This window comes from Cellulosimicrobium cellulans (assembly GCF_016921195.1).
GTDB classification, from domain to species: Bacteria; Actinomycetota; Actinomycetes; order Actinomycetales; family Cellulomonadaceae; genus Cellulosimicrobium; species Cellulosimicrobium cellulans_F.
Genome location: NZ_JAFGYF010000002.1, coordinates 507740 through 528552 on the forward strand (window position 1 = coordinate 507740; position 20813 = coordinate 528552).

Here is a 20813-nt window from a genome sequence, read left to right on the forward strand (position 1 = left end):
CTCATGCGGCACGCTCCGGGTCCTGCTCGCCCGCGGCGACCCGGGTCCTCGCGTACCGCTCGGGGTCGAGGTCGTCGACGAACACCTTCTGGAGCATGTGCCAGTCCTCGGGGTGCTCGCGGATCGCGACGCTCAGCGCGTCCACCCAGCCCTGGGTCGCGCGCGCGACCTGCTCTGAGCGGGGGACGTCCTGCGCGATCTCCACGCGGGGGAAGAAGCGGATGACGAGGCCCCACGGCGAGCCCGCGGCGCGACGTCGCGCGCCCCGCAGGCGCTCGTAGTAGATCCCGGCCGGGACGAGCGGCGTCCCGGTGCTCACCGCGAGCGCCGCCGGCCCCGCCGCGACGCGCGCCCGATGGCCGAACAGGTCGACCTCCACGCCACGGTGGGTGAGGTCGCGGTCGGCGAGCAGCGGGATGATCCTGCCGGGCCGGCTCGCGCCGCGCACGAGCTCGCGGAACACGTCGCCGTCGCCGAGCGCGAGGATCTCCAGCCCGATCGAGTTCCGGAACGCCAGGAACTCCTCGAACACCTCGTCCGGCTTCAGGCGCTCCGCGACCGTGAGCACGGGCGCGATGTTCGGCGTCGCGTACGCGCCGGCCAGGTCCCAGTTGCCCTGGTGCGACAGCGCGAGCACGGGGCTCCGGCCACCGTCGAGGTGCGGAGCGAGGTGGTGGAGGTCCACCACGCGCACGCGGGCCCGTACGCGCTCCGGGGACCAGGCGGGCAGGGCGAACGCCTCGCGGTAGTAGCGCATGTACGAGCGCATCCCGGCGCGCGACAGGCGACGCAGCGCGCGCGGCGCGAGCTCGGGCCGCACGCGCGCGAGGTTGCGCTCGAGCTGGCGCACCCCCCCGCCGTGCAGGAGCCAGGTCACGTCGGCGATCGCGCTGAAGAGCCCGCGCAGGATCGGCTCGGGGACCTTGCGCGCGTTGCGCCAGGCGAAAGTGAACGCCTTGCCGGCGTCGAGGGCCATCAGCGACCGTCCTCCTTCTCCTCGGTGCCCGTGGTCACGAGCGCGAGCGCCTGGCGGCGCACGGTCGTGACGCGCTGCACGACCGTGACCGCGCTCGCGAGCGCGAGCAGCCCCAGGACGACGACGAGCACGACGGGCGGCACGCCCAGACCCACGATCCCGGCGGCGACGAGCGCGGCGACGAGCCGGTCGGCGCGCTCGGCGATCCCGACCTGCGCGGTCATGCCGACGCTCTCGGCCCGGGCGCGCGCGTAGGGCACGACCGCGCCGAGGGCGAGGCACGCGAGCGCGACGCCGGTCCCCCAGGCGGCGAGGTCCGGCGTCAGGCGCGGGTCGTCGGCCCGCACGAACCAGAGCGTGAGGCCCACGAACACGGCGGCGTCGGCGAGCCGGTCGAGCGTCGAGTCGAGGAACGCGCCCCAGGGGCCGGACCGGCCGGCGCGGCGCGCCATGACGCCGTCGAGCACGTCGGCGAAGGCGCAGACCATGACGACCATGACCCCCGCGAACAGGTGTCCCGTCGGGAAGAGCCACAGGGCGCCGACGACGACGCCGAGCGTCCCGGCGACCGTCACGGCGTCGGGGCTGACGCCGAGGCGGAGCAGCAGCGCGGCGAGCGGGGTGAACAGGCGCGTCGTCAGCGCGCGCAGACGGCCGAACATCAGGCGGTTCCCTCCGCGGGGACGTCGGGTCGGGACGGCCACGCCGCGGCGAGCCGCGCGCGCGTGTCTGCGAGCAGCTCGGGCACGGCCTTGGTCTGCGCGACGATCGGCAGGAAGTTCGCATCGCCCGACCAGCGCGGCACGACGTGCTGGTGCAGGTGCGCGGCGATGCCGGCCCCGGCCACGGCGCCCTGGTTCATGCCGAGGTTGAAGCCGTCGGGCGCCGACACCACGCGCACGACCCGCATCGCGGTCTGCGTGAGGTGCGCGACCTCGGTCGTCTCCGCCTCCGTGAGGTCCGTGTAGTCGGACACGTGACGGTAGGGCACGACCATGAGGTGGCCCGGGTTGTACGGGTAGAGGTTGAGCACGACGTACGCGGTCCCGCCGCGCGCGACGATCAGTCCGTCCTCGTCCGACCGGTCCGGGATGCGGCAGAACGGGCACTGCCCGCGCGAGTCGTCCGCAGGCTTGTCCTGCCCGCCGATGTAGACCATGCGGTGCGGCGTCCAGAGCCGGTCCAGGCCGTCGTCGAACCGTGGGTGGGTGTCCGGGAGCTCGACGGTCGCCCCGGCGTCGGGGTCGGGGGCGCCGCCCGGCGTGGCCTCGTCGGCCGCGCCGGGCGACCCCGTGCGCTCGTCGCTCACGCGCCGTCAGACCTGGACGCGGTCGCGGGCGGCGGCGACGATGCGCTCGACGGCCTCGGCGACGGGCACGCCGTTGTCCTGGCGGCCGTCGCGGTAGCGGAAGGACACGGCACCGGCCTCGGCGTCCTCACCGCCCGCGATGAGGACGAACGGCACCTTGCGCGTGCTGGCGTTGCGGATCTTCTTGCCGAACCGGTCGTCGGAGTAGTCGACCTCCGCGCGGATCCCCTGGGCCTTGAGCTGCGCGACGACGTCGGCCACGTAGTCGTTGAACGGCTCCGCGACCGGGACGGCGACGACCTGGACGGGCGCGAGCCACGCCGGGAAGGCTCCCGCGTAGTGCTCGACGAGGATCCCGAAGAACCGCTCGATCGAGCCGAACAGCGCGCGGTGGATCATGACCGGGCGCTGGCGCGTGCCGTCGGACGCCGTGTACTCGAGCTCGAACAGCTCCGGCTCGAAGAAGTCGAGCTGGATCGTCGAGAGCTGCCACGTGCGGCCGATCGCGTCCTTCGCCTGGACCGAGATCTTCGGGCCGTAGAACGCTGCGCCGCCCGGGTCGGCGACGAGCTCGAGTCCCGACTCCGTGGCCACCTGGCGCAGGACCTCGGTCGCCTCCTCCCACGTCGCGTCGTCGCCGACCGACTTCTCCGGGTCGCGCGTCGACAGCTCCAGGTAGAAGTCGTCGAGCCCGTAGTCCCGCAGCAGGTCGAGCACGAACGAGAGCAGCGAGCTCAGCTCGTCGCGCATCTGCTCGCGCGTGGTGTAGATGTGCGCGTCGTCCTGCGTGAACCCGCGCGCGCGCGTGAGCCCGTGCACGACGCCCGACTTCTCGTACCGGTACACCGTGCCGAACTCGAACAGCCGCAGCGGCAGCTCGCGGTACGAGCGCCCGCGCGAGCGGTACACGAGGTTGTGCATCGGGCAGTTCATCGGCTTGAGGTAGTAGTCCTGACCGGCGCGCTTGACGTTGCCCTCGTCGTCGAGCTCCTCGTCCAGGTGCATGGGCGGGTACATCCCGTCCGCGTACCAGTCGAGGTGGCGCGACGTCTGGAAGAGGTTCGCCTTGGTGATGTGCGGCGTGCTGACGAACGAGTAGCCCGCCTCGACGTGCCGCTTGCGCGAGTACTCCTCCATCTCCATGCGGATGGTCGCCCCGTTGGGGTGGAAGACGGGCAGGCCCGAGCCGATCTCCTCCGGGAAGGAGAACAGGTCGAGCTCGTTGCCGAGGCGGCGGTGGTCGCGACGCTCGGCCTCCGCGAGACGGTCGAGGTACGCCTTGAGCTCGTCCTTGGTCGGCCACGCCGTGCCGTAGATGCGCTGGAGCTGGGGGTTCTTCTCGCTGCCGCGCCAGTAGGCCGCGGCCGAGCGCATGAGCTGGTAGCCGTTGCCGATCAGGCGCGTGCTCGGCAGGTGCGGGCCGCGGCACAGGTCCTTCCAGACCACCGTCTCGCTCTCGCGACCCGCGCCGCGCACGTTGTCGTAGATCGTCAGCTCGCCGCCGCCGACCTCGACGCTCGCCCCCTCGGCGTCGTCGGCCGCGCCGCCCTTGAGCCCGACGAGCTCGAGCTTGTACGGCTCCTGGGCGAGCTCGGCCCGCGCCTCCTCCTCCGTCACGACCCGACGGCGGAAGGTCTGGCCCTCCCGGATGATCCGGGACATCGCCTTGTCGAGCGCCTTGAGGTCCTCGGGGGTGAACGGCGTCTCGACGTCGAAGTCGTAGTAGAAGCCGTCCGTGATCGGCGGGCCGATGCCCAGCTTCGCGTCCGGGTTGACCTGCTGGACGGCCTGGGCGAGCACGTGCGCGGCCGAGTGCCGCAGCACCGCGAGCCCGTCGGGCGAGTCGATGGTCACGCCCTCCACCACGTCGCCGTCGGCGACGGGCGTGTCGAGGTCCTTGAGGACGCCGTTGACGCGGATCACGACGACGTCGCGACGGGCGGCGAACAGGTCCGTGCCCGTCGTGCCCGTCGTCACCGTGGTCTCCTCGGCGTCGAGGGTGATGGTGAGGGGTGACGAGACGACGTCAGACACGTCCGTGCTCCGATCTGCTGGCGGGAGGCGCGCGGCGCGCGCCCGGTCGGGTCCTGCGGCCGGCGGGCCCTGCCCGACAGCACGAAGGGCGCCGTCGTGGACGGCGCCCCTCGATCGTACCGACCCGCAGGTCAGTCGTTGGCCTCCTTGGCCTTCTCGGCCAGGGTGTCGACGTGCTGGTCGACCGAGTCGGGCGCGACGGACTTGATCTTCTCCGCGACGTCGTCGATGCGGTCGTCGGTGAGGAACTCCTTCGCCTTGCCGAGAAGGTCGTCGAGGCCCCCCTGGCCCTTCGGTGTCTGCTCGCTCATGTCGGCTCCCTCGAGGATGGTGGTGCGCGCGTCCCGCGCGGGGCGTCGGGCCGTCCCGCGCCCGTCCGGAACGCTACCGGCGCGCGCTGCGCGCCGCGACGGGAACCGCGTCGCCGGCCAGGCGCACCACCGCCGCCCCGCGCCTGCCACAATCGTCGGCATGGACGACGACGTGGCACCCGGCGAGCGGACCGCGCGGGTCTTCCGCCGCCGGCTCAACGAGCTCTTCGCACGCGGGCGGGGCGGGCGCCCCGTGACCAACCGCGAGGCCGCCCAGTGGATGACGGAGCGCGGGTACTCGATCAACGAGGCCTACCTCAGCGCGCTGCGCGGCGGGCACCGCTCCTCGCCGAGCCTGCGCGTCGTCGAGGGCATCGCCGCGTTCTTCCACGTGAGCACGGGCAGCCTCGTCGACCCGGAGGAGGACCCCGACGACAGCCTGCGGGCCGCCCTCGCCGACGAGGGCGTCGAGCAGTTCGCGCTGCGCGCCCAGGGGCTCTCGCCCGAGAACGTCCGCGCGATCATCGAGATCGTGGACCGGGTGCGGCGCCTGGAGCACCTCCCTCCCGTCACCCCGCCCGTGCCGGACGGCGACCGTGGATGACCTGCTGCGCGCCGCAGGCCTGGACCGTGCCCGCAGCATCGAGGAGGCGTGCCGCCTGGTCGCGGCGGTCCGCGGCCGGCCGCTCGAGGTCGTCGAGGGCGACCTCGGCCCCGGTGTGACCGGGCTCTGGCTCGCCTTCCCGGAGCGCGACCTCGTCCTCGTCGACGCCCGGCAGACCCTGGCCGGCCAGCACCGCGACCACGTCGTCGCGCACGAGCTCGTCCACGTCCTCGACGCGGCGGCCACCGCGGGCGCCCCGCGCGTCGGCGCGTGCCGGGACGGGTACGACGACCCGGACGAGCTGCGCGTCGAACGACTCGCGAGCGAGCTCATGATCTCGATCGCCTCGCACGGGAGCTCGGCGAGCCGGCTCACGTCGCTGGAGCTGTACCGGTGAGCCACGCGCTCGAGCTCCTCGCCACGGCGCTCTTCACCACCGCGGCGGCGTGGACCGGGCTGCGCGCCCGCACGCGCGCCGACGCGGCCCTCCCCCTGGGCCTGGGCTTCGTCGCCGTCGCCTGCGCGCTGCGGGTGCCCCTGGTCGCCGACCTGCTCAAGGAGCACGCACCCGCCGGCACGCACGAGGTCGCCAAGCACGTCGCCCTCGTCACCGGCTGCCTCTTCGTCGGCGTGTGGGCGTACAGCGCCACCACCGGCCGGGCGCCGCGCACCCGGCACGTGGCGCTCGCGGCCGCGGGCGTCGGGACCGCCATGGTGGCGCTCGCCGCGGCGAGCGGACCCTGGACGACCCACGACCTCGACGCGCAGGTCCACGACCGACCCCTCATGTGGGGCTACTGGGCGCTCTACTACGGGACGTTCCTCACGGCGACCGCGACCTTCGCCCTCTCCTGCCTGCGCACGCGCTCACGACGACCGCTGCGCCTGCGCTGGGGCATGGACGTGGCCGGGGCGGGCGCCGTCGTCGCCGTCGTGTGGGCCGTCGTGAGCTTCGTGGCGATGGTGCAGCACGAGCCGGGCAGCACGGAGCCCTACCTCGTCCTGGGCCTGCGCACGCGGTACCTCGTGCTCGCGGCGAGCGTCCTGCTGACCGCGGGAATCGTGGGCCAGCTCGCGTCGTCCGCCGCGTTCGCGCGCGAGCGGCGACGCGACCTCGGCCACCTCCACACGTTCCTCACGGCGGTCGTGGGCGACGGCGGGCTGCGCGGGTCGAGCGCCGCGGTGGACGAGTACCACCGCACCATCGAGATCCTCGACGGGCTCACCACGCTCGCCCTGCACTCGCGCCGCGACGACGTGGACCACGTGCGCATCGCCGTGCCGGGGAGCTCGCGCGAGGTGATCCTCGCCTACCAGCTCCAGGTCGCCGCCATCCGCAGGGCGCGCGGCGACGCGCCGAGCGTCGACCCCGACGACTGGTCCGGGCTCCTCGCCGACGACGACGCGCTGCGACGGCTGGGGCGCGCGCTGCGCGACCGCACGAGCCGGGAAGGGACGACCCGCGTCCTCGTGGGTGTCTGAGACGGGCCGCCGTGGCTCGACGCCAAGCTCCCCCTGCGCGCTTGGCCCCGCGCCGAGCCTCGGCCGGCGGCCCTCAACCTACAGACAGACGACCTACGGCGCAACATGCCTCTCAGTTGAAATCTCAACGTTTGCGACACCCTGCGCGCCCTCGGCGACGGCGCCCGGGAGCGGACCGGTGAGGCAGCCCTGGATCGTCGGGCCGACCGCCCCGACCACGGTCTCCGCGGGGGCACCCGCGAGCGGCTCCACCCCCAGCACGTACCGCGCGACGACCACCCCGGCGAGCTGGCTCGCCAGGAGGGCGCCCCGCCACGCGGCCCGGTGGGGATCGGTCTCGACCTGCGCGACGGTCGGCCGGACGACCCGGGCGAGCGCGAACTCGCGCAGCATCCGCGCCGCCCGCTCGGAGCTCGTGGCGGAGCGCAGGAGCGCGAGAGCGACCCTGCCGCGCGGCGAGTCCCACGCGCGCAGCAGGGTGCGGACGACGTGCTCCCCGAGGTGCGCCACGTCGTCGGGCGCGCCGTCGAGCAAGAGCTCCTGGGGGTCGAAGGGCACGTCCACGGCCGCCTGGAAGAGACGCTCCTTGGACCCGTACCAGTGGTGCACCATCGCTGCGTCGACTCCCGCCCGGCCCGCGATGTCGCGGACGGTGGCACGGTCGTAGCCGTGCTCGGCGAACGCGTCCCGCGCGGCGGACAGGATGTCGGAGCGGGTGTCCGAGCGGCCCGGGCGGCGCCCTCGCCGCCCGCTCACGCCGGACCCGCCGGGGTCGCGGACGCCCGGTCCACGAGCACCATGGTCTCCTCGAGCGTCGCGGGCACGAGGTCGCACGTGGCGGCGACGCCCGCCGCGGCGAGCGCGTCCCGGACCGTCGCGGGCGGCGTCCCCGCGACGCGCGCCGCACGCCCGTCGAGCATCACGGGCAGGCCTGCGGCGTCGAGCGCCGCGAACGCCGCCTGCCAGTCGCGGGACCGCACGACGACCGCCTCGCGGTCGCCCACGACGTCGGCGACCGTGCCCGCGGCCACGACGCGACCCCGGGACAGGACGTGCAGGCGGTCGCACTGCTCGGCCTCCTGGAGGTAGTGCGTCGTCACGAGCACGCCGACGCCCGCGTCGGCCTGCTCGTGGATCGCGTCCCACGCGCGGGCCCGCGCGAGCGGGTCGACGCCGGACGTCGGCTCGTCCAGGACGAGGAGTCGTGGCGCGTGCAGCAGGGCGCAGTGGAACGCGAGCTGGCGCCGACGCCCCAGCCCGATCTCGACGACCGGGCGGCGGCGGACGGCTGCGAGCGCCCGCGGAAGCGCGGGCAGGTCCCGCACCCCGTACACCGCCGCCACGAACTCGACGTTCTCCTCGACGCTCAGGTCGCCGGAGAGCCCGAGGCCCTGCGGGACGTAGCCGACCGACCGGCGGCCCGCACGGTCCGGCGGTGTGCCCAGGACCTCGATCCGGCCGCCGTCGAGCCGGTCGAGGCCCAGGACCATGCGCAACAGCGTCGTCTTGCCCGCGCCGTTCGCGCCGAGCAGGCCCACCACCTCGCCGGCGTGCACGACGAGCGAGACGTCGTCGACGGCCACGACGTCCCCGAACCTCCGCTCGGCGCCGTCGACCCGTACGAGGGAAGCGTCCGTCCCGGCCGCGGCAGCCGCCGGCCCGCCCGTGCGAGGCGGCGCCGGGCGCGGCGCGTCGGCCGTGCCGGCCGTGCCGTGCGCGTCGTACGCGCCGTACGCGCCGTGCGCGCCGCGACCGAGCGTCAGGGCCACGACGGCGTCCTCCAGGTCGGGGTCCACGGCGTCCCCGGACGGCGAGGACGAGCCGTCGGGCCACCACGTGCGGGCGGCCCGGCCGCGGCGCCACGAGCGGTCGGCCGCGTCTGCGGGCGGGACGGACGCGACCGTGATCCGGCCCGGGGCGGCGGCGCGCACGTCGTCGGGCGTCCCCGCGGCGAGGACCCTGCCCGCGTCGAGGACGACGACGTCGGCCGCCCGCTCGGCCTCGTCGAGGTACGTCGTCGTGACGAGGACGGCCGCGCCCGACGCCGCCGACTCGGCGACGAGCCGCCACAGCTCGACGCGACTCACGGGGTCCACCCCGGTGCTCGGCTCGTCGAGGAGCAGGACGTCGGGCTCGTGCAGCATCGCGAGGCACGCACCCAGCTTCTGCCGCATCCCCCCGGAGAGCTGCGACCCGAGGCGGGCGCGCGCCTCGGCGAGCCCCGCCCGCTCGAGCAGCTCGTCCGCGCGCCGCTCCCGGCGTGCGGTCGGCATGCGGTACGCGTCGCCGACGAGCTCGACGTTCTCCGCGACGCTCAGCGCCGGCCAGACACCGCTCGACGACGGCTGGTAGCCGATCCGGTCGCGGGGCGGGACGTCCACGGTGCCGTCCGCGACCGGTACCTGCCCGAGCAGTGCGCGCACGAGCGTGGTCTTGCCCGCCCCGTCGCCGCCCACGACCGAGGTGACCTGCCCGCGCGGGAGGTCGAGGTCCACGCCCGCGAGGGCGCGGACCACGCGCCCGTGGCCGACGCGGAAGGTGACGTCGAGACCGCGCGCGCCCCAGATCACCGGACTTCTCCGCTCGCCGCAGGCGCCGCGCCCGCGGGTTCGGCGGTACGCCGTCGGCGGTGCTCCCGCGCGGGCGAGAGCTCGCGCGAGAGTCGCAGGACCGCCAGCCCGAACACCACGACGGCCGTCGCCGCGAGCACGACGAGCGGCAGCCACAGCGCGGACCACGACGCCCCGCGGACCATCACGCCCTGCGAGACCTCGGTGAACCACGTCAGGGGCAGGAGGTACCCGATCCAGCGCACCCCGGCCGCCATGGCGTCGAGCGGGAAGATCATGCCCGAGAGCAGCACCTGCGGGAGCATCGTCATGAGCGCGACCTGCACCGCCTGCCCGGTGGTCTGCGACACGGTCGAGATGAGCGCACCGATGCCGAGGACGACGAAGAGAAAGAGGGCGGCCCCCACGACGAAGGGTCCGACGGGCCCGGCGAACGGGACGTCGAAGATCCCCATGCCGAGCAGCGTCACGGCGACCATGTCCAGGCACGCGAGCAGGAAGTAGGGCGTGATCTTCCCGAGGATCACCGCGGCAGGGCCGAGCGGCATCACCGCGAGCTGCTCGAACGTCCCCGCCTCGCGCTCCTTGACGAGCCCGATGGACGTGATGATCGTGCCGATGAACGTGAGGATGAGGCCGATCAGCGCCGGCACCATCACCCACGAGGTGTCGAGGTCCGGGTTGAAGAGGACCTCCGAGCCCACCGCGTCCCCGAGGGAGGCGACGAGCACCTTCGCCGCCTGCGCGGCGAAGAGGTTCGACCCGTCGACGTAGACGGTCGGCCGGCCCTCCCCCGGCGCCGGCGCGACGACCGCGACGTCGCTGCGGTCGTCGCGCAGCGACGCGCGGGCGTCCGCGTCCGTGCCCGCGAGGTCCACGCCCACGACGTCGAGCGTGTCCGCGGCGGCAGGGTTCGCCTCGATCGCGTCCACCGCCTGCTCGGCACCCGGCCCGACGGCCGTGACGGTCAGCGTCGCGACCGTGAAGTTCGCCGCGAACCCGAACACGACGAGCAGCAGCACCGGCATCCCGACGAGCATGGCGACGGTCCGCCGGTCGCGGCGCAGCTCGCGGAACTCCTTGACGACCATCGCGCGCACGATGCCTCCCCCGACTCTCACGACACGACCCGTGGTCGAATTCGTCGTCCGTTGAAAAACGGTAGGACGCGGCGGCCGAGGGATCAAGGGGCGGACCGCGCCGGGCCCCGGTCAGCCGAGAAACACCTGCGCGCAGACGAGGCCGCCGGCGCCCTCGGTGGCGTCCGCCACGCACGCGACCCCGACGGACGTCAGCGTCGGGTCCAGGATGTTCGCCCGGTGTCCTTGGGATCCCATCCACGCCTCGACGACCGCGGGCGGCTCGGCGGAGGCACGGCTGAGGTTCTCCGCCGCGGTGCCGCTCGCGGGAGCGCAGGTCGTCACGACCTCGTCGAGGGGGGCGTGCTCGAGCGGGGCGCCGACGAGCGCCGTGGCACGAGACAGCGCCTCCTCGGTCGCACAGCCGCTCTCCTCCAACCGGGGAACCCCCGCCTTGTCGCGTTCCTCCTGCGTCTCCGCGAGCAGAAGGGCGGCGTACTCCGTCGGTTCCCAGGGCTGCGTCGCCGAGGGCTCGTCGGTGCTCGGGGCCCCGTGCCCGACGTGGTGGCCCGGCTGCACGCAGCCCACGAGTGACAGGCTCACGAGCGTCGTCACCAGCACGGCGAGCCTGCGCACTCCGGCACGGGGCTTGGAGCCGACCCGCGCCGCCGGGGCGCCGTTCACCGCCGGCCGAGCGCGCGGTAGGTCCACCCCGCCTCGCGCCACACGGTGGCGTCGAGCGCGTTGCGGCCGTCGACGACCCGGGGGGCCGCCACGAGGCCGTACAGCTTGCCCGGGTCCAGCTCCCGGTACTCCTGCCACTCGGTGAGGACCAGCACGGCGTCCACGCCGTCCACCGCCTCCTCGACGGTCTCGGCGAAACCGAGCGAGGGGGCCTTGGCGCGCGCGTTGGCCAGCGCGCGCGGGTCGGTCACCACCACACGCGCGCTCCTGCGGTGCAGCCGCTCCGCGACGTCGAGCGCCGGCGAGTCGCGGACGTCGTCGCTGTCGGGCTTGAACGCCGCGCCCAGGACGGCGACGCGCGCGCCGGCCAGCGGGCGTCCGTCGAGCACGCCGACCGTGAGATCGACCATGCGCTCGCGCCGACGCAGGTTGATCGAGTCGACCTCACGCAGGAAGCTGACGGCGGGGTCGGCGTGCAGCTCCTCGGCCCGCGCCATGAACGCACGGATGTCCTTCGGCAGGCAGCCGCCGCCGAATCCGAGCCCGGCGTTGAGGAAGCGCCGCCCGATCCGCTCGTCGAGCCCGATCGCGTCAGCGAGGAGCGTCACGTCTCCCCCGGCGACCTCGCACAGCTCCGCCATCGCATTGATGAAGGAGATCTTCGTGGCGAGGAAGGAGTTCGCCGCGACCTTGACGAGCTCGGCCGTCGCCCGGTCGACCACGAGCCGCGGCGTGCCGTCGCCGAGGGCGACGGCGTAGACGGCGTCGAGCGCCGTGACGGCACGAGCGCCCGCCGCGTCGTCAGTGACGCCGTAGACGAGCCGATCAGGTCGCAGCGTGTCCTGAACCGCGAACCCCTCGCGCAGGAACTCGGGGTTCCAGACGAGCGTCGCGGTGGGGTGGACGGCGGCGAGCTCGTCCGCGAGCCGCGCGGCTGTCCCGACGGGGACGGTCGACTTGCCCACGACGACCGCGTCCGCGGCGAGGTGCGGCACGAGCGACCGGAAAGCCGCGTCGACGGCCGACAGGTCGGCGGCGTACGAGTCGGCGCGCTGGGGCGTCCCTACGCACACGAAGTGGACCTCGGCGTCGGCCGCCGCGGCGGGCTCGGTCGTGAAGGTGAGCCGCCCGGAGGACCTCGCCTCGGCGAGGAGCCCGTCGAGTCCCGGCTCGTAGAACGGCGCCCGCCCCTCACGCAGCGAACGCACCTTCCGTGCGTCGACGTCCACCCCGACCACGTCGTGCCCGAGCGTCGCCATGCACGCGGCGTGCACCGCACCCAGGTAGCCGCAGCCGATCACCGAGATCCTCATGCCGTCCCCCTTGCTCGTCGCCGCCGGCCACCCGGCCACCCGTCCCCGGCAGCGCGCGCAACCGGCGGCACCGGCAACGCCGCTGTCCTCACTGCCGCTCGCTCGGCAGCACCTCGTCGAAGGTTCCCGCACGAACGGGACGGCCGGCCGAGACCGCCTCGTCTGCGGCGACCCCCTCCCCCCGTTCAGTGTCCGAGGCCGTACCGCCTGCCGCACCGTCGGGCGGGCCGGCCCGTCCCGGCTCGTCGGCGCCGACCCGCGCCCACACGCCCGAGCCCGGCGGCGAGGTGGTGCCCTGCGGCGTCGGCCGACGCGCGTGCCGCCGCCGGGCCCCGCCCACCCGATCCCGGGTCCCGCGGCGCGTCGTGCCCGGCGACGCGCCGGGCTCGTCCGCGGTGTACTCCTGATAGGCGTACTCGTACGCGCCCGCGCCGGGTCCCCGCACCGGGACGCGGTTGACGACGATCCCCAGCGGGCGGACGCTGACGGTACCCAGGGCGGAGAGCGCGGTCTCCAGCTGGTTCCGGTGCACGGTGCCGGCACCGACCACGACGATCGCGCCGCCGACCCCCTTCGCGAGGATCGCCGCGTCGGTGACCGGGAGGAGCGGGGGCGTGTCGATCACGATCACGTCGTAGTCGGCCCGCAGCCTGTCCAGGAGCTGCGCCATCGGCGCCGCACCGAGCAGCTCGCTCGGGTTCGGCGGGATCTGCCCGGAGGCGATGACGTCGAGGTTCGCGTTGCCCCAGGACTGCACCGCGTCCTGGACGCCCACCTTCCCGATGAGGATCGTCGTCAGCCCGACCGAGCCCTCGACCCCCAGGTACCGGGCGATCGACGGCCGCCGGAGGTCCGCGTCGACGAGGACGACGCGCTGGCCCGCGTCCGCGAGCGTGATGGCGAGGTTGATGCTGGTGGTGGTCTTGCCCTCGCCGGGGAGCGCCGACGTCATGAGGTACGTGCGCGCGGCCGGGCCGAGCTCGAGGAACTGCAGGTTGGTGCGCAGCCTGCGGAAGGCCTCCGCCCGGACCGCCTTGGGCGACTCCTGGACGATGAGCGGGTGCTCCGGCGCACCCTCGTCGAACCCGACGACGCCCAGAACCGGGGCGTCCGTCACGTCCTCGACGTCCGCCGTGGACCGGACGCGCGTGTCCACGAGCTCGCGCACGACCGCCACCGAGACGCCGAGCACGAGGCCGACGACCAGACCCAGCGCCAGGTTCAGCCGGACGTTCGGCGACGCGGCGGACGCCGGCACCGACGCCGCGCGGACCGTGCTGATCTGCACGGGAGAGTCCCCGCCCCCGACCGGGGTCTCGAGCTCGCCCACGACCGCCGCGAGCGACCGGGCTGTCGCGTTCGCGATCTCGGCGGCGAGCTGTGGCGACTCGTCGGTCGCCGTGACGTTGATGAGCGCCGTGTCGAGCGGCGAGTCGGCGCGGACCCGCTGCGCGAGCGACCCGGCGTCGTCCGCGAGGCCGAGCTCCTCGATCACGGGGTCCAGCACGCGCGGGCTCGTCACGAGCTCGACGTACGACTTGACCTGGCGCACCGTGAAGTTCGACCCCTGCAGCAGGTCCGTCGTGGAGTCGGAGCCCTGCACCGACACGTACACCTGGGACCGCGCTGAGTACGTCGGCGTCGTCAGGAGCGAGTACGCGCCCGCGAGCGCCAGCCCGAGCGTCCCGGCGACCACGATCGTGACCCACCTCTTACGCAGCAGGACGAGGTAGTCCTTGAGCTCCATCGTCGTCCCCCTCACCGGACCGCTCCCCCTGAGCGTCCACCCACGACCGCCTCAATCTCGCACACGGCACCGCACGTCGCGAGCCTGGGAGCCCCGGCCGACGCCGGAGTCACGTGCGGACGCTCCCGGCCTGCTCGCGGTACCACGCCACGGTCCGTTCGATCCCCTCGCGCAGCCCGATCCTTGCCTCCCAGCCGCTCGCGCGCAGCCTGGACACGTCGAGCAGCTTCTGCGGCGTGCCGTCCGGCCTCGACGTGTCCCAGCGCGTCGCGCCGTCGTACCCGACGACGTCGGCGATCGTCTCGGCGAGCTCGCGGACGGTGATGTCCTGCCCCGTACCCACGTTCACCTGGACAGGGCCGTCGTAGTGCTCGAGGAGGTGCAGGCACGCGTCGGCCATGTCGTCGCTGTGGAGGAACTCCCGCCGCGGCCTCCCCGTCCCCCAGTTCGTCACCTCCCTCGCGCCGTTCCGCACGGCCTCGTCGTAGCGCCGGATCAGCGCGGGCAGCACGTGCGACCCGGTCGGCGAAAAGTTGTCGCCGGGTCCGTAGAGGTTCGTCGGCATGGCCGAGATCCACGGCAACCCGTGCTGGCGGCGGACCGCCTGGACGTGCAGGATGCCGGTGATCTTCGCGATGGCGTAGGCGTCGTTGGTCGGTTCGAGGGGCCCCGTCAGCAGCGCATCCTCGACGATGGGCTGCGGCGCGAGCCGCGGGTAGATGCACGACGAGCCCAGGAACAGCAGCCGCTCGACCTCGGACGTCCGCGCCGCGTCGAGGACGTTCACCTGGATGCGGACGTTCTGGCTGAGGAAGTCGACGGGGTACGCCGCGTTCGCCATGATCCCGCCGACCTTCGCCGCCGCGAGGACGACGTAGCGCGGACGGTACGCGCGGAAGAAGTCGTGCACCGCGTCGCGGTCGGTGAGGTCGAGCTCGGCGGAGGTCCGTCCCACGAGCCGGGAGAACCCCGCCCGTTCCAGACGGCGCCAGATCGCCGAGCCGACCAGGCCCCGGTGGCCGGCGACGTAGAAGACGGCGTCCCGGTCGAGCGGTGCCGGTTCATGGCGGACGAGGTCGCGCTCGTCGGGCGACGTCATGCCGCGTCCCACGTCGCGAGCGCGACCCGGTCGATCCACGGCGACCCGGCGTGGCCCAGGGCCTCGACGTCCGCGTCGACCATGATGCGCGCGAGCTCGCGCCCGTCGACGGTCGGCTTCCACCCGAGGTCGGCGTGGGCCCTGCTGGGGTCGCCGATGAGGGCGTCGACCTCCGTCGGACGCAGGTAGCGCTCGTCGAACCGCACGTGGCGCTCCCAGTCGAGCCCTGCGTGGGCGAACGCCTCCTGGAGGAAGTCGCGCACCGACAGCCCGATCCCCGTGGCGAGGACGTAGTCGTCCGGCTGCTCGGCCTGCAGCATGCGCCACATGCCCTCGACGTACTCGGCCGCGTACCCCCAGTCGCGCACCGCGTCGAGGTTGCCCAGGTAGAGGTGCTCCTGGCGACCGGCCTGGATGGCCGCCACGGCGCGCGTGATCTTGCGGGTCACGAACGTCTCGCCCCGACGCGGGCTCTCGTGGTTGAAGAGGATCCCGTTGACCGCGAACATGTCGTAGGCCTCGCGGTAGTTCTTCGTGATCCAGAATGCGTAGAGCTTGGCGGCCGCGTAGGGCGACCGTGGGTGGAATGGCGTCGTCTCGTTCTGCGGCGGCGGCGTGGCGCCGTAGAGCTCGGACGAGGACGCCTGGTAGTAGCGTGTCTCCACCCCCGCCAGGCGCACCGCCTCGAGCAGGCGGATCGCTCCCGTCCCGGTGGTGTCCGCCGTGTGCTCCGGCTCGTCGAACGAGACGCGCACGTGGGACTGCGCCGCGAGGTTGTAGACCTCGTCCGGGCAGATCTGCGCGATGAGCGACACAAGACGCGCGCCGTCGGACAGGTCCGCGTAGTGCAGGAAGAGCCGCGCGTCTTCGTCGTGCGGGTCCTGGTAGAGGTGGTCGATCCGCGCCGTGTTGAAGGTCGAGGCGCGGCGGATCAGCCCGTGCACCTCGTACCCCTTGCGGAGCAGGAGCTCCGCGAGGTACGAGCCGTCCTGCCCGGTGATCCCGGAGATCAGTGCCTTCTTCATGCTTCCCCCTGAGTCGTGCAGCGGCGCTGCGGTCGGTGGTTACGTGCGCACGGCGTCCGGGACGCGCGGCGCGCCGTCAGGCGTCGGCGGCACGGCGCCTGCGGTCGTGCTCGTTCCCGCTGTCGTAACGGTGCCGGCGGTGGTGGTCCTGGCCCGGGTGCCCCACGGACGACGTGCGTGATGCTCGAGGACCACCGCGAACGCGTCCACCGCAGCGCCCTCCGTGAGCGTCTCGTCGCGGTAGCGGCGACCCGCCGATCCCAGACGGTCGCGTCGCCCCGGGTCGGCCGCGAGCGCCCGCGCTGCGTCGAGGAGCGCCTGCGGGTCCTGCGGGTCGACGCGGACGCCGCCACCGGACGCGCGCAGCTCGGCCGCCGTCGTCGAACGCTCGGACGACGCCGCGAGCACGGGTCGGGCCGCGTCGAAGTAGGACGTGAGCTTGCTCGGCACGGACATCTCGGCGAGCCCCGCGAGCTCGTTGACGAGCAGCACGTCGGAGGCCACGAGCGCGGCGCGGAACTCCTCGTCGGGCAGGGAGTCGACGAACTGCAGCCGGCGTACCCCGCTCCCGGCCGCCTCGAGCGCGGCTCGACGGCTCCCGTCGCCCAGGAGCACGAACCGCACCCGCGCGTCCTGCGCGTCGGCCAGGCGCGCCGCCTCGACGACGTTCTCGAGCCCCTGCTTCACCCCCTGGTTGCCCGCGTGGAGCACGACCGTCTCGTCGTCGCGCCACCCGTGGGCGGCGCGTACCGCCGCGCGGTCCGGGAGCACCGCGTCGTGCGCGAGGTGCGTCCAGTTGCGCACGACGTGCAACGCGGCGGCGTCGACCCCGAGGGACTCGCCCAGATGCCGCGCGAAGCGCTCGTGGATCGCCACCACCGCGTCGGCACCGCGCGCGACGAAGCGCTCGACGGCGCCCACGGCGCGAGCAGCGCGGCCCGAGGCGGCCCCGGTCTCCTCGACACCGAGCGAGTAGAGGTCCTGGGTCCAGAGCACGACGCCCGGCGCGGCGGGGCGCGACCTCCCGCGCGCACGTCCGGCGCGGAGCCGGAGCATCGCGACGGCCGCCGCGAAGAGCGACGGCGAGACGAGCAGCACGACGTCGGCGTCGGGCCAGGGCGTCGTCGCGGACCGCACCCCGAAGCTCAGCTCGGCGAGGAGACGGCGCACGGAGCTGGGCGACCGGGGCACGTAGTGGCGCAGACGGAGCACGTCGACGCCGTCGAGCCGCTCCCGGCGCGACCACCCGCGGTAGCCCTCGCGGACTCGCCACTCCGGGTAGTGCGGAAAGGTCGTGAGAACGTTCACCCGCGCACCGCGCGCGGCCAGGGCGCGGCTCAGCGCCGACGTGTACGGCGCATTTCCGGTAGGTTCAGGGGCGTAGTTGGCGCCGATCACCAGGACGCGCATTCCCGAGGTGCTCACGCACGTACGATAACGACTTTCGAGCCGATTCGCTGGGGGGCAGATGACATCGCACGAAATGCGCCGGGAAAGCCGCGTGATACCGCTCGTCGACGCCCCCGGAGAAAAGACGGCCTGGGGACGGCCGAGCGCGCTCGTCTACCTGTGGGGAGTCGCCGAGCTGCTGTTCGTCTCGAACCCCTGGCAGGTCAGCTCGCGCCTGCGCGTCGCGGTGCTGCGCGCCTTCGGGGCCGACATCGGCGACGGGGTCGTCTTCCGCCCGCGCACGCGCGTCCGCTTTCCATGGAAGCTTCACGTCGAGGCAAACTGCTGGGTGGGCGAAGGAGTGTGGATCCACAACCAGGACCACGTCTGGATCGGGCACGACGCCGTGCTCTCGCAGGACACGTTCCTCACCACGGGGAGCCACCGGCACCGCACCGACATGGGGCTCGTGACGGCCCCCGTGCACGTCGGCCCCGGGGCGTGGGTCACCGCACGGTGCGTCGTCCTCGGCGGGACGCGGATCGGGCGCTCGGCACTCGTCACACCCGGGTCGGTCGTCCGCGGCGACGTGCCCGACGGCCGTGTCTGGGACGGCCGGTCGCTCTCTGACCGGACGCGGTTCTGAGATGGTCGGCCGACGCCTGCGGGTCCTGCACGTGGCCACCCTCCTCACCCCCGACGGTGCGTACGGAGGCCCCGTCCGCGTCGCGACCAACCAGATCCGGGCGCTGCGCGCACGAGGTCACGACGCGCTCCTCGTCGCCGCGGCGGCAGGTTTCGACGAGCTCCCGACGACGTGGGACGGCGTGCCGGTCGTGACGTTTCCTGCCGTGCGGGTCGCTCCGGGCGCGGGGTTCGCGGGGCTCGCCGCACCCTCGATGGTGCGGTGGATCCGGACCCGCGGAGCTCGTGCCGACATCGCGCACGTCCATCTGGCCCGCGACCTCGTCACCCTGCCCGCAGCGATCGCCTGGGGCCGGTCCGGCAAGCCCTTCGTCACGCAGACGCACGGCATGGTGATGCCGTCCTCGCACCCGCTCGCGGCGCCCCTCGACGCGGTCCTCACGCGACGCGTCGTGACGCGCGCGTCGACGAGCTTCGCCCTCACGCCCGTCGAGGAGGCCGGCCTCCGCACGCTGTTCGGCCGGGGAGTCAGAGTCCAGCGGCTCGTCAACGGCGTGCCGGCAGGCGGGACCAGCGAGCCGCCGCACGCCCAGCGCCCCGAGGTGCTGTTCCTCGCCCGTCTGCACCCGCGCAAGCGGCCTCTCACCTTCGTCGACGCCGCCGCCCGTCTCGCGCCGCGGTTCCCCGAGGCCCGGTTCCGGATCGTCGGTCCGGACGAGGGCGAGGGCGCCGCGGTGCGCGACCGGATCGCGGCACTCCCGGCGGACGTCCGCGGGCGGGTCGTCTGGGAGGGGGCGCTGCCTCCCGAGCGCACGACAGCCCGGCTCGCGCGCGCCTCGCTCTACGTCCTGCCGTCCGTCGAGGAACCGTTCCCCATGAGCGTCCTCGAGGCGATGTCGTGCGGGGTCCCGGTCGTCGTGACGCGCACGTGCGGGCTCGCGGCACCGGTCGAGCGCGCCGCCGCGGGCGAGGTCGTGGGCGAGGACGTCGACGACCTCGCCGCCGCGGTGGCACGGTTCCTCGACGACCCGCGTCTCGCCCAGGACGCGGGCCGCCGCGCGCGCGACCTCGTCCGGAGGGACTACTCGATGGACGCGGTCGCGGACACGCTGGAGCGCGCCTACGCCCGTTGAGCCCCGGCGCCCCGGACGTCTCGGGCTGCACCGACGCCCGGCCGCAGAGCGACCGCGGCGGCGACGAGAGCGACCGGCACCCAGAGGTAGCGGTTGTACATGCTCGGCGCGGTCGCGCTGAAGGCGAGCGCCGTGATGCCGACCGCGTACACGCGGGCCCGGAGCGCCGTCCGGGGCACGGCCCGCGCGGCGCGCAACACCGCGACCACGAGGCAGCCGAGCAGACCCGCCGCGAACACGACGCCTCCTTGGAAGAGCGCCGCGACCGGCAGGCTGTGCACGCCCAGCGTGTCCACGACGAGGGAGGACCGGGCGTCGAGACCGGCCCCGCTGATCGGGTCCTGCAGGAAGCCCCGCCACCCGAGGACGATGGTGTCCCACCGGGACGCCGAGGTGTTGAGCGACGCGTCGCCCCCCGAGAGCCCGAGCACCTGCATGACCCGTTCCGCCGGCCGCAGCGCACCCTGCGTCTCGCCGAGCACGCCGCCCGCGAACCAGAGCGCCCCACCGGCGACGACGGCCGCGACGGCGACCCGCCCGACGGGGATGCCTCGCAGGAGCAGGAGCGCGGCGCTGCCGAGGACGGCCGCCAGCATGCCGCTCACGCTGCCGCTGAGCACGAGACCCACGATGCCCGAGAGGGCCACGCCCACGAGCAGGAGCCGCTGGAGCCCTCCCAGTCCCCGCGTCAGCCCGGACAGGCCGATGACGACCGCGAGCGACGCGATGGCACCGGTGTCGCTGACGTGGCCGGTGAACCCCGTGTAACGGCCCGCCGTCGTGACGACCCCTCCGGGGATGGCGTCCGGCCCGAGCGCGAACTGCACGAGCGTCCCCAGGGAGCACAGGGCCGCGCCGACGCCGAACGCGACGAGGCCGCGCCGCAGCCGTCGCTCGTCGTCGAGGAGGACCGCGAGCTGCCACGGGAGCGCGAGCGCGACGTACAGCACCCGGACGAGGCTGACGAGGCTCTCTGTCGGTGCGGGCGAACCCGCCGTCGCGAGGCAGCCCCCGACGACCAGCAGCACCGCGGCGGGCAGCGCCCAGGCGCCGTACGGGTGCGGCGTGGGAGGTCGGCCCACGGCTGCGAGGCACAGCGCGAGGCTGGCCAGGAGGGAGACGTCTCCCGCCGTGATGCCGCCGCCCACCCGCAGCACCATGAGGGACACGAGAACGAGACCGCCGTACAGGAGCGCCCGCGCGAGCGCCAGCACGGGGTCGCGCGACCCGTCGTGCCCCTCGTGGACGACCTCGACGTCGCGGGGAGGCCGCGGCGACCCTCCGGCGCGCCGGCCCGCAGGGCGACCGGCGACCCGCCCCGCTCGTGCGGGGACGATCCGCGTCGGTTCCTCCGTCACCGCAGCGTGGTCATGCACTCGTCATCATCCGATCACATCTCCTTCGCCGTCCCGG

General features: G+C 74.1%; 20 protein-coding genes. 5 read left to right on the forward strand and 15 right to left on the reverse strand.

The features are described 5' to 3' along the window. Position 1: 1 nt before the first annotated feature. The 5 genes from JN535_RS07300 to JN535_RS07320 form a co-directional block, all read right to left on the reverse strand. Positions 2 to 976, reverse strand: coding sequence for a phosphatidylinositol mannoside acyltransferase (locus JN535_RS07300; RefSeq protein ID WP_205204334.1), 975 nt, complete (start codon positions 974 to 976; stop codon positions 2 to 4). Next, positions 976 to 1638 carry a phosphatidylinositol phosphate synthase gene (gene pgsA / locus JN535_RS07305; protein ID WP_205204336.1) on the reverse strand — a complete coding sequence of 221 codons (663 nt, stop codon included), beginning with the start codon at positions 1636 to 1638 and terminating at the stop codon, positions 976 to 978. Before pgsA ends, JN535_RS07300 begins: the two co-directional genes overlap by 1 nt. Continuing rightward, positions 1638 to 2285, reverse strand: a complete 648-nt coding sequence (locus JN535_RS07310; protein ID WP_374100483.1) for an HIT family protein — start codon at positions 2283 to 2285, stop codon at positions 1638 to 1640. The genes pgsA and JN535_RS07310 overlap by 1 nt, the downstream gene beginning before the upstream one ends. 6 nt (positions 2286 to 2291) lie before the next feature. Continuing rightward, entirely contained in the window at positions 2292 to 4319 is a 2028-nt protein-coding gene (gene thrS, locus JN535_RS07315) for a threonine--tRNA ligase (RefSeq protein WP_205204338.1), read from the reverse strand. 131 nt (positions 4320 to 4450) lie between these two features. Next, positions 4451 to 4630 (reverse strand): hypothetical protein, encoded by a 180-nt coding sequence (locus JN535_RS07320; RefSeq protein ID WP_087471974.1) that lies wholly within the window; start codon positions 4628 to 4630, stop codon positions 4451 to 4453. A gap of 160 nt (positions 4631 to 4790) precedes the next feature. On the opposite strand from JN535_RS07320, the gene JN535_RS07325 reads away from it, so the two are divergent. Genes JN535_RS07325 through JN535_RS07335 form a run of 3 tightly spaced genes read left to right on the forward strand, consistent with a single transcriptional unit; the run spans position 4791 to position 6716 of the window. Next, positions 4791 to 5234 carry a hypothetical protein gene (locus JN535_RS07325; RefSeq protein WP_047234531.1) on the forward strand — a complete coding sequence of 148 codons (444 nt, stop codon included), beginning with the start codon at positions 4791 to 4793 and terminating at the stop codon, positions 5232 to 5234. Continuing rightward, positions 5227 to 5631 (forward strand): hypothetical protein, encoded by a 405-nt coding sequence (locus JN535_RS07330; RefSeq protein WP_205204340.1) that lies wholly within the window; start codon positions 5227 to 5229, stop codon positions 5629 to 5631. The genes JN535_RS07325 and JN535_RS07330 overlap by 8 nt, the downstream gene beginning before the upstream one ends. After that, positions 5628 to 6716 (forward strand): hypothetical protein, encoded by a 1089-nt coding sequence (locus JN535_RS07335; protein ID WP_205204342.1) that lies wholly within the window; start codon positions 5628 to 5630, stop codon positions 6714 to 6716. Before JN535_RS07330 ends, JN535_RS07335 begins: the two co-directional genes overlap by 4 nt. A gap of 93 nt (positions 6717 to 6809) precedes the next feature. On the opposite strand, the gene JN535_RS07340 is transcribed toward JN535_RS07335, so the two are convergent. From JN535_RS07340 to JN535_RS07385, 9 genes are all read right to left on the reverse strand, one after another. Then, positions 6810 to 7472, reverse strand: a complete 663-nt coding sequence (locus JN535_RS07340) for a TetR/AcrR family transcriptional regulator (RefSeq protein ID WP_205204344.1) — start codon at positions 7470 to 7472, stop codon at positions 6810 to 6812. Then, positions 7469 to 9286: an ATP-binding cassette domain-containing protein gene (locus tag JN535_RS20680; RefSeq protein WP_307868356.1), complete on the reverse strand. Its 1818-nt coding sequence runs from the start codon at positions 9284 to 9286 to the stop codon at positions 7469 to 7471. The genes JN535_RS07340 and JN535_RS20680 overlap by 4 nt, the downstream gene beginning before the upstream one ends. After that, a complete protein-coding gene (locus JN535_RS07355; RefSeq protein WP_307868358.1) occupies positions 9283 to 10407 on the reverse strand; it encodes an ABC transporter permease in 1125 nt (374 codons plus the stop codon). The genes JN535_RS20680 and JN535_RS07355 overlap by 4 nt, the downstream gene beginning before the upstream one ends. A gap of 90 nt (positions 10408 to 10497) precedes the next feature. Next, positions 10498 to 10968 carry a CAP domain-containing protein gene (locus JN535_RS07360; RefSeq protein ID WP_205204346.1) on the reverse strand — a complete coding sequence of 157 codons (471 nt, stop codon included), beginning with the start codon at positions 10966 to 10968 and terminating at the stop codon, positions 10498 to 10500. 77 nt (positions 10969 to 11045) lie between these two features. Further along, positions 11046 to 12362, reverse strand: a complete 1317-nt coding sequence (locus JN535_RS07365; RefSeq protein ID WP_205204348.1) for a UDP-glucose dehydrogenase family protein — start codon at positions 12360 to 12362, stop codon at positions 11046 to 11048. Positions 12363 to 12450: 88 nt separating this feature from the next. Continuing rightward, positions 12451 to 14124: a polysaccharide biosynthesis tyrosine autokinase gene (locus tag JN535_RS07370; protein ID WP_307868359.1), complete on the reverse strand. Its 1674-nt coding sequence runs from the start codon at positions 14122 to 14124 to the stop codon at positions 12451 to 12453. A gap of 94 nt (positions 14125 to 14218) precedes the next feature. Next, positions 14219 to 15208, reverse strand: coding sequence for a GDP-L-fucose synthase family protein (locus tag JN535_RS07375; RefSeq protein ID WP_205204350.1), 990 nt, complete (start codon positions 15206 to 15208; stop codon positions 14219 to 14221). Further along, entirely contained in the window at positions 15205 to 16233 is a 1029-nt protein-coding gene (gene gmd / locus JN535_RS07380; RefSeq protein ID WP_205204352.1) for a GDP-mannose 4,6-dehydratase, read from the reverse strand. The genes JN535_RS07375 and gmd overlap by 4 nt, the downstream gene beginning before the upstream one ends. 39 nt (positions 16234 to 16272) lie before the next feature. Then, positions 16273 to 17658: a glycosyltransferase gene (locus JN535_RS07385; RefSeq protein WP_307868360.1), complete on the reverse strand. Its 1386-nt coding sequence runs from the start codon at positions 17656 to 17658 to the stop codon at positions 16273 to 16275. A gap of 76 nt (positions 17659 to 17734) precedes the next feature. Here JN535_RS07385 and JN535_RS07390 point away from each other — a divergent pair, with 76 nt between their 5' ends. Beyond that, positions 17735 to 18268, forward strand: coding sequence for an acetyltransferase (locus JN535_RS07390; protein WP_307868361.1), 534 nt, complete (start codon positions 17735 to 17737; stop codon positions 18266 to 18268). A 31-nt stretch (positions 18269 to 18299) separates the two neighbouring features. Next, positions 18300 to 19400: a glycosyltransferase gene (locus JN535_RS07395; RefSeq protein WP_307868363.1), complete on the forward strand. Its 1101-nt coding sequence runs from the start codon at positions 18300 to 18302 to the stop codon at positions 19398 to 19400. Here JN535_RS07395 and JN535_RS07400 read toward each other — a convergent pair. Further along, entirely contained in the window at positions 19388 to 20758 is a 1371-nt protein-coding gene (locus JN535_RS07400; RefSeq protein ID WP_205204354.1) for a hypothetical protein, read from the reverse strand. The genes JN535_RS07395 and JN535_RS07400 overlap by 13 nt on opposite strands. Between the last annotated feature and the right edge of the window lie 55 nt (positions 20759 to 20813).

Excerpts from the sequence above, each read along its gene's own strand:
- JN535_RS07300 (WP_205204334.1), bottom strand. The coding sequence starts at position 976 with ATGGCCCTCGACGCCGGCAAGGCGTTCACTTTCGCCTGGCGCAACGCG.
- pgsA (WP_205204336.1), bottom strand. The coding sequence starts at position 1,638 with ATGTTCGGCCGTCTGCGCGCGCTGACGACGCGCCTGTTCACCCCGCTC.
- JN535_RS07320 (WP_087471974.1), bottom strand. The coding sequence starts at position 4,630 with ATGAGCGAGCAGACACCGAAGGGCCAGGGGGGCCTCGACGACCTTCTC.
- JN535_RS07325 (WP_047234531.1), top strand. The coding sequence starts at position 4,791 with ATGGACGACGACGTGGCACCCGGCGAGCGGACCGCGCGGGTCTTCCGC.
- JN535_RS07365 (WP_205204348.1), bottom strand. The coding sequence starts at position 12,362 with ATGAGGATCTCGGTGATCGGCTGCGGCTACCTGGGTGCGGTGCACGCC.
- JN535_RS07375 (WP_205204350.1), bottom strand. The coding sequence starts at position 15,208 with ATGACGTCGCCCGACGAGCGCGACCTCGTCCGCCATGAACCGGCACCG.
- gmd (WP_205204352.1), bottom strand. The coding sequence starts at position 16,233 with ATGAAGAAGGCACTGATCTCCGGGATCACCGGGCAGGACGGCTCGTAC.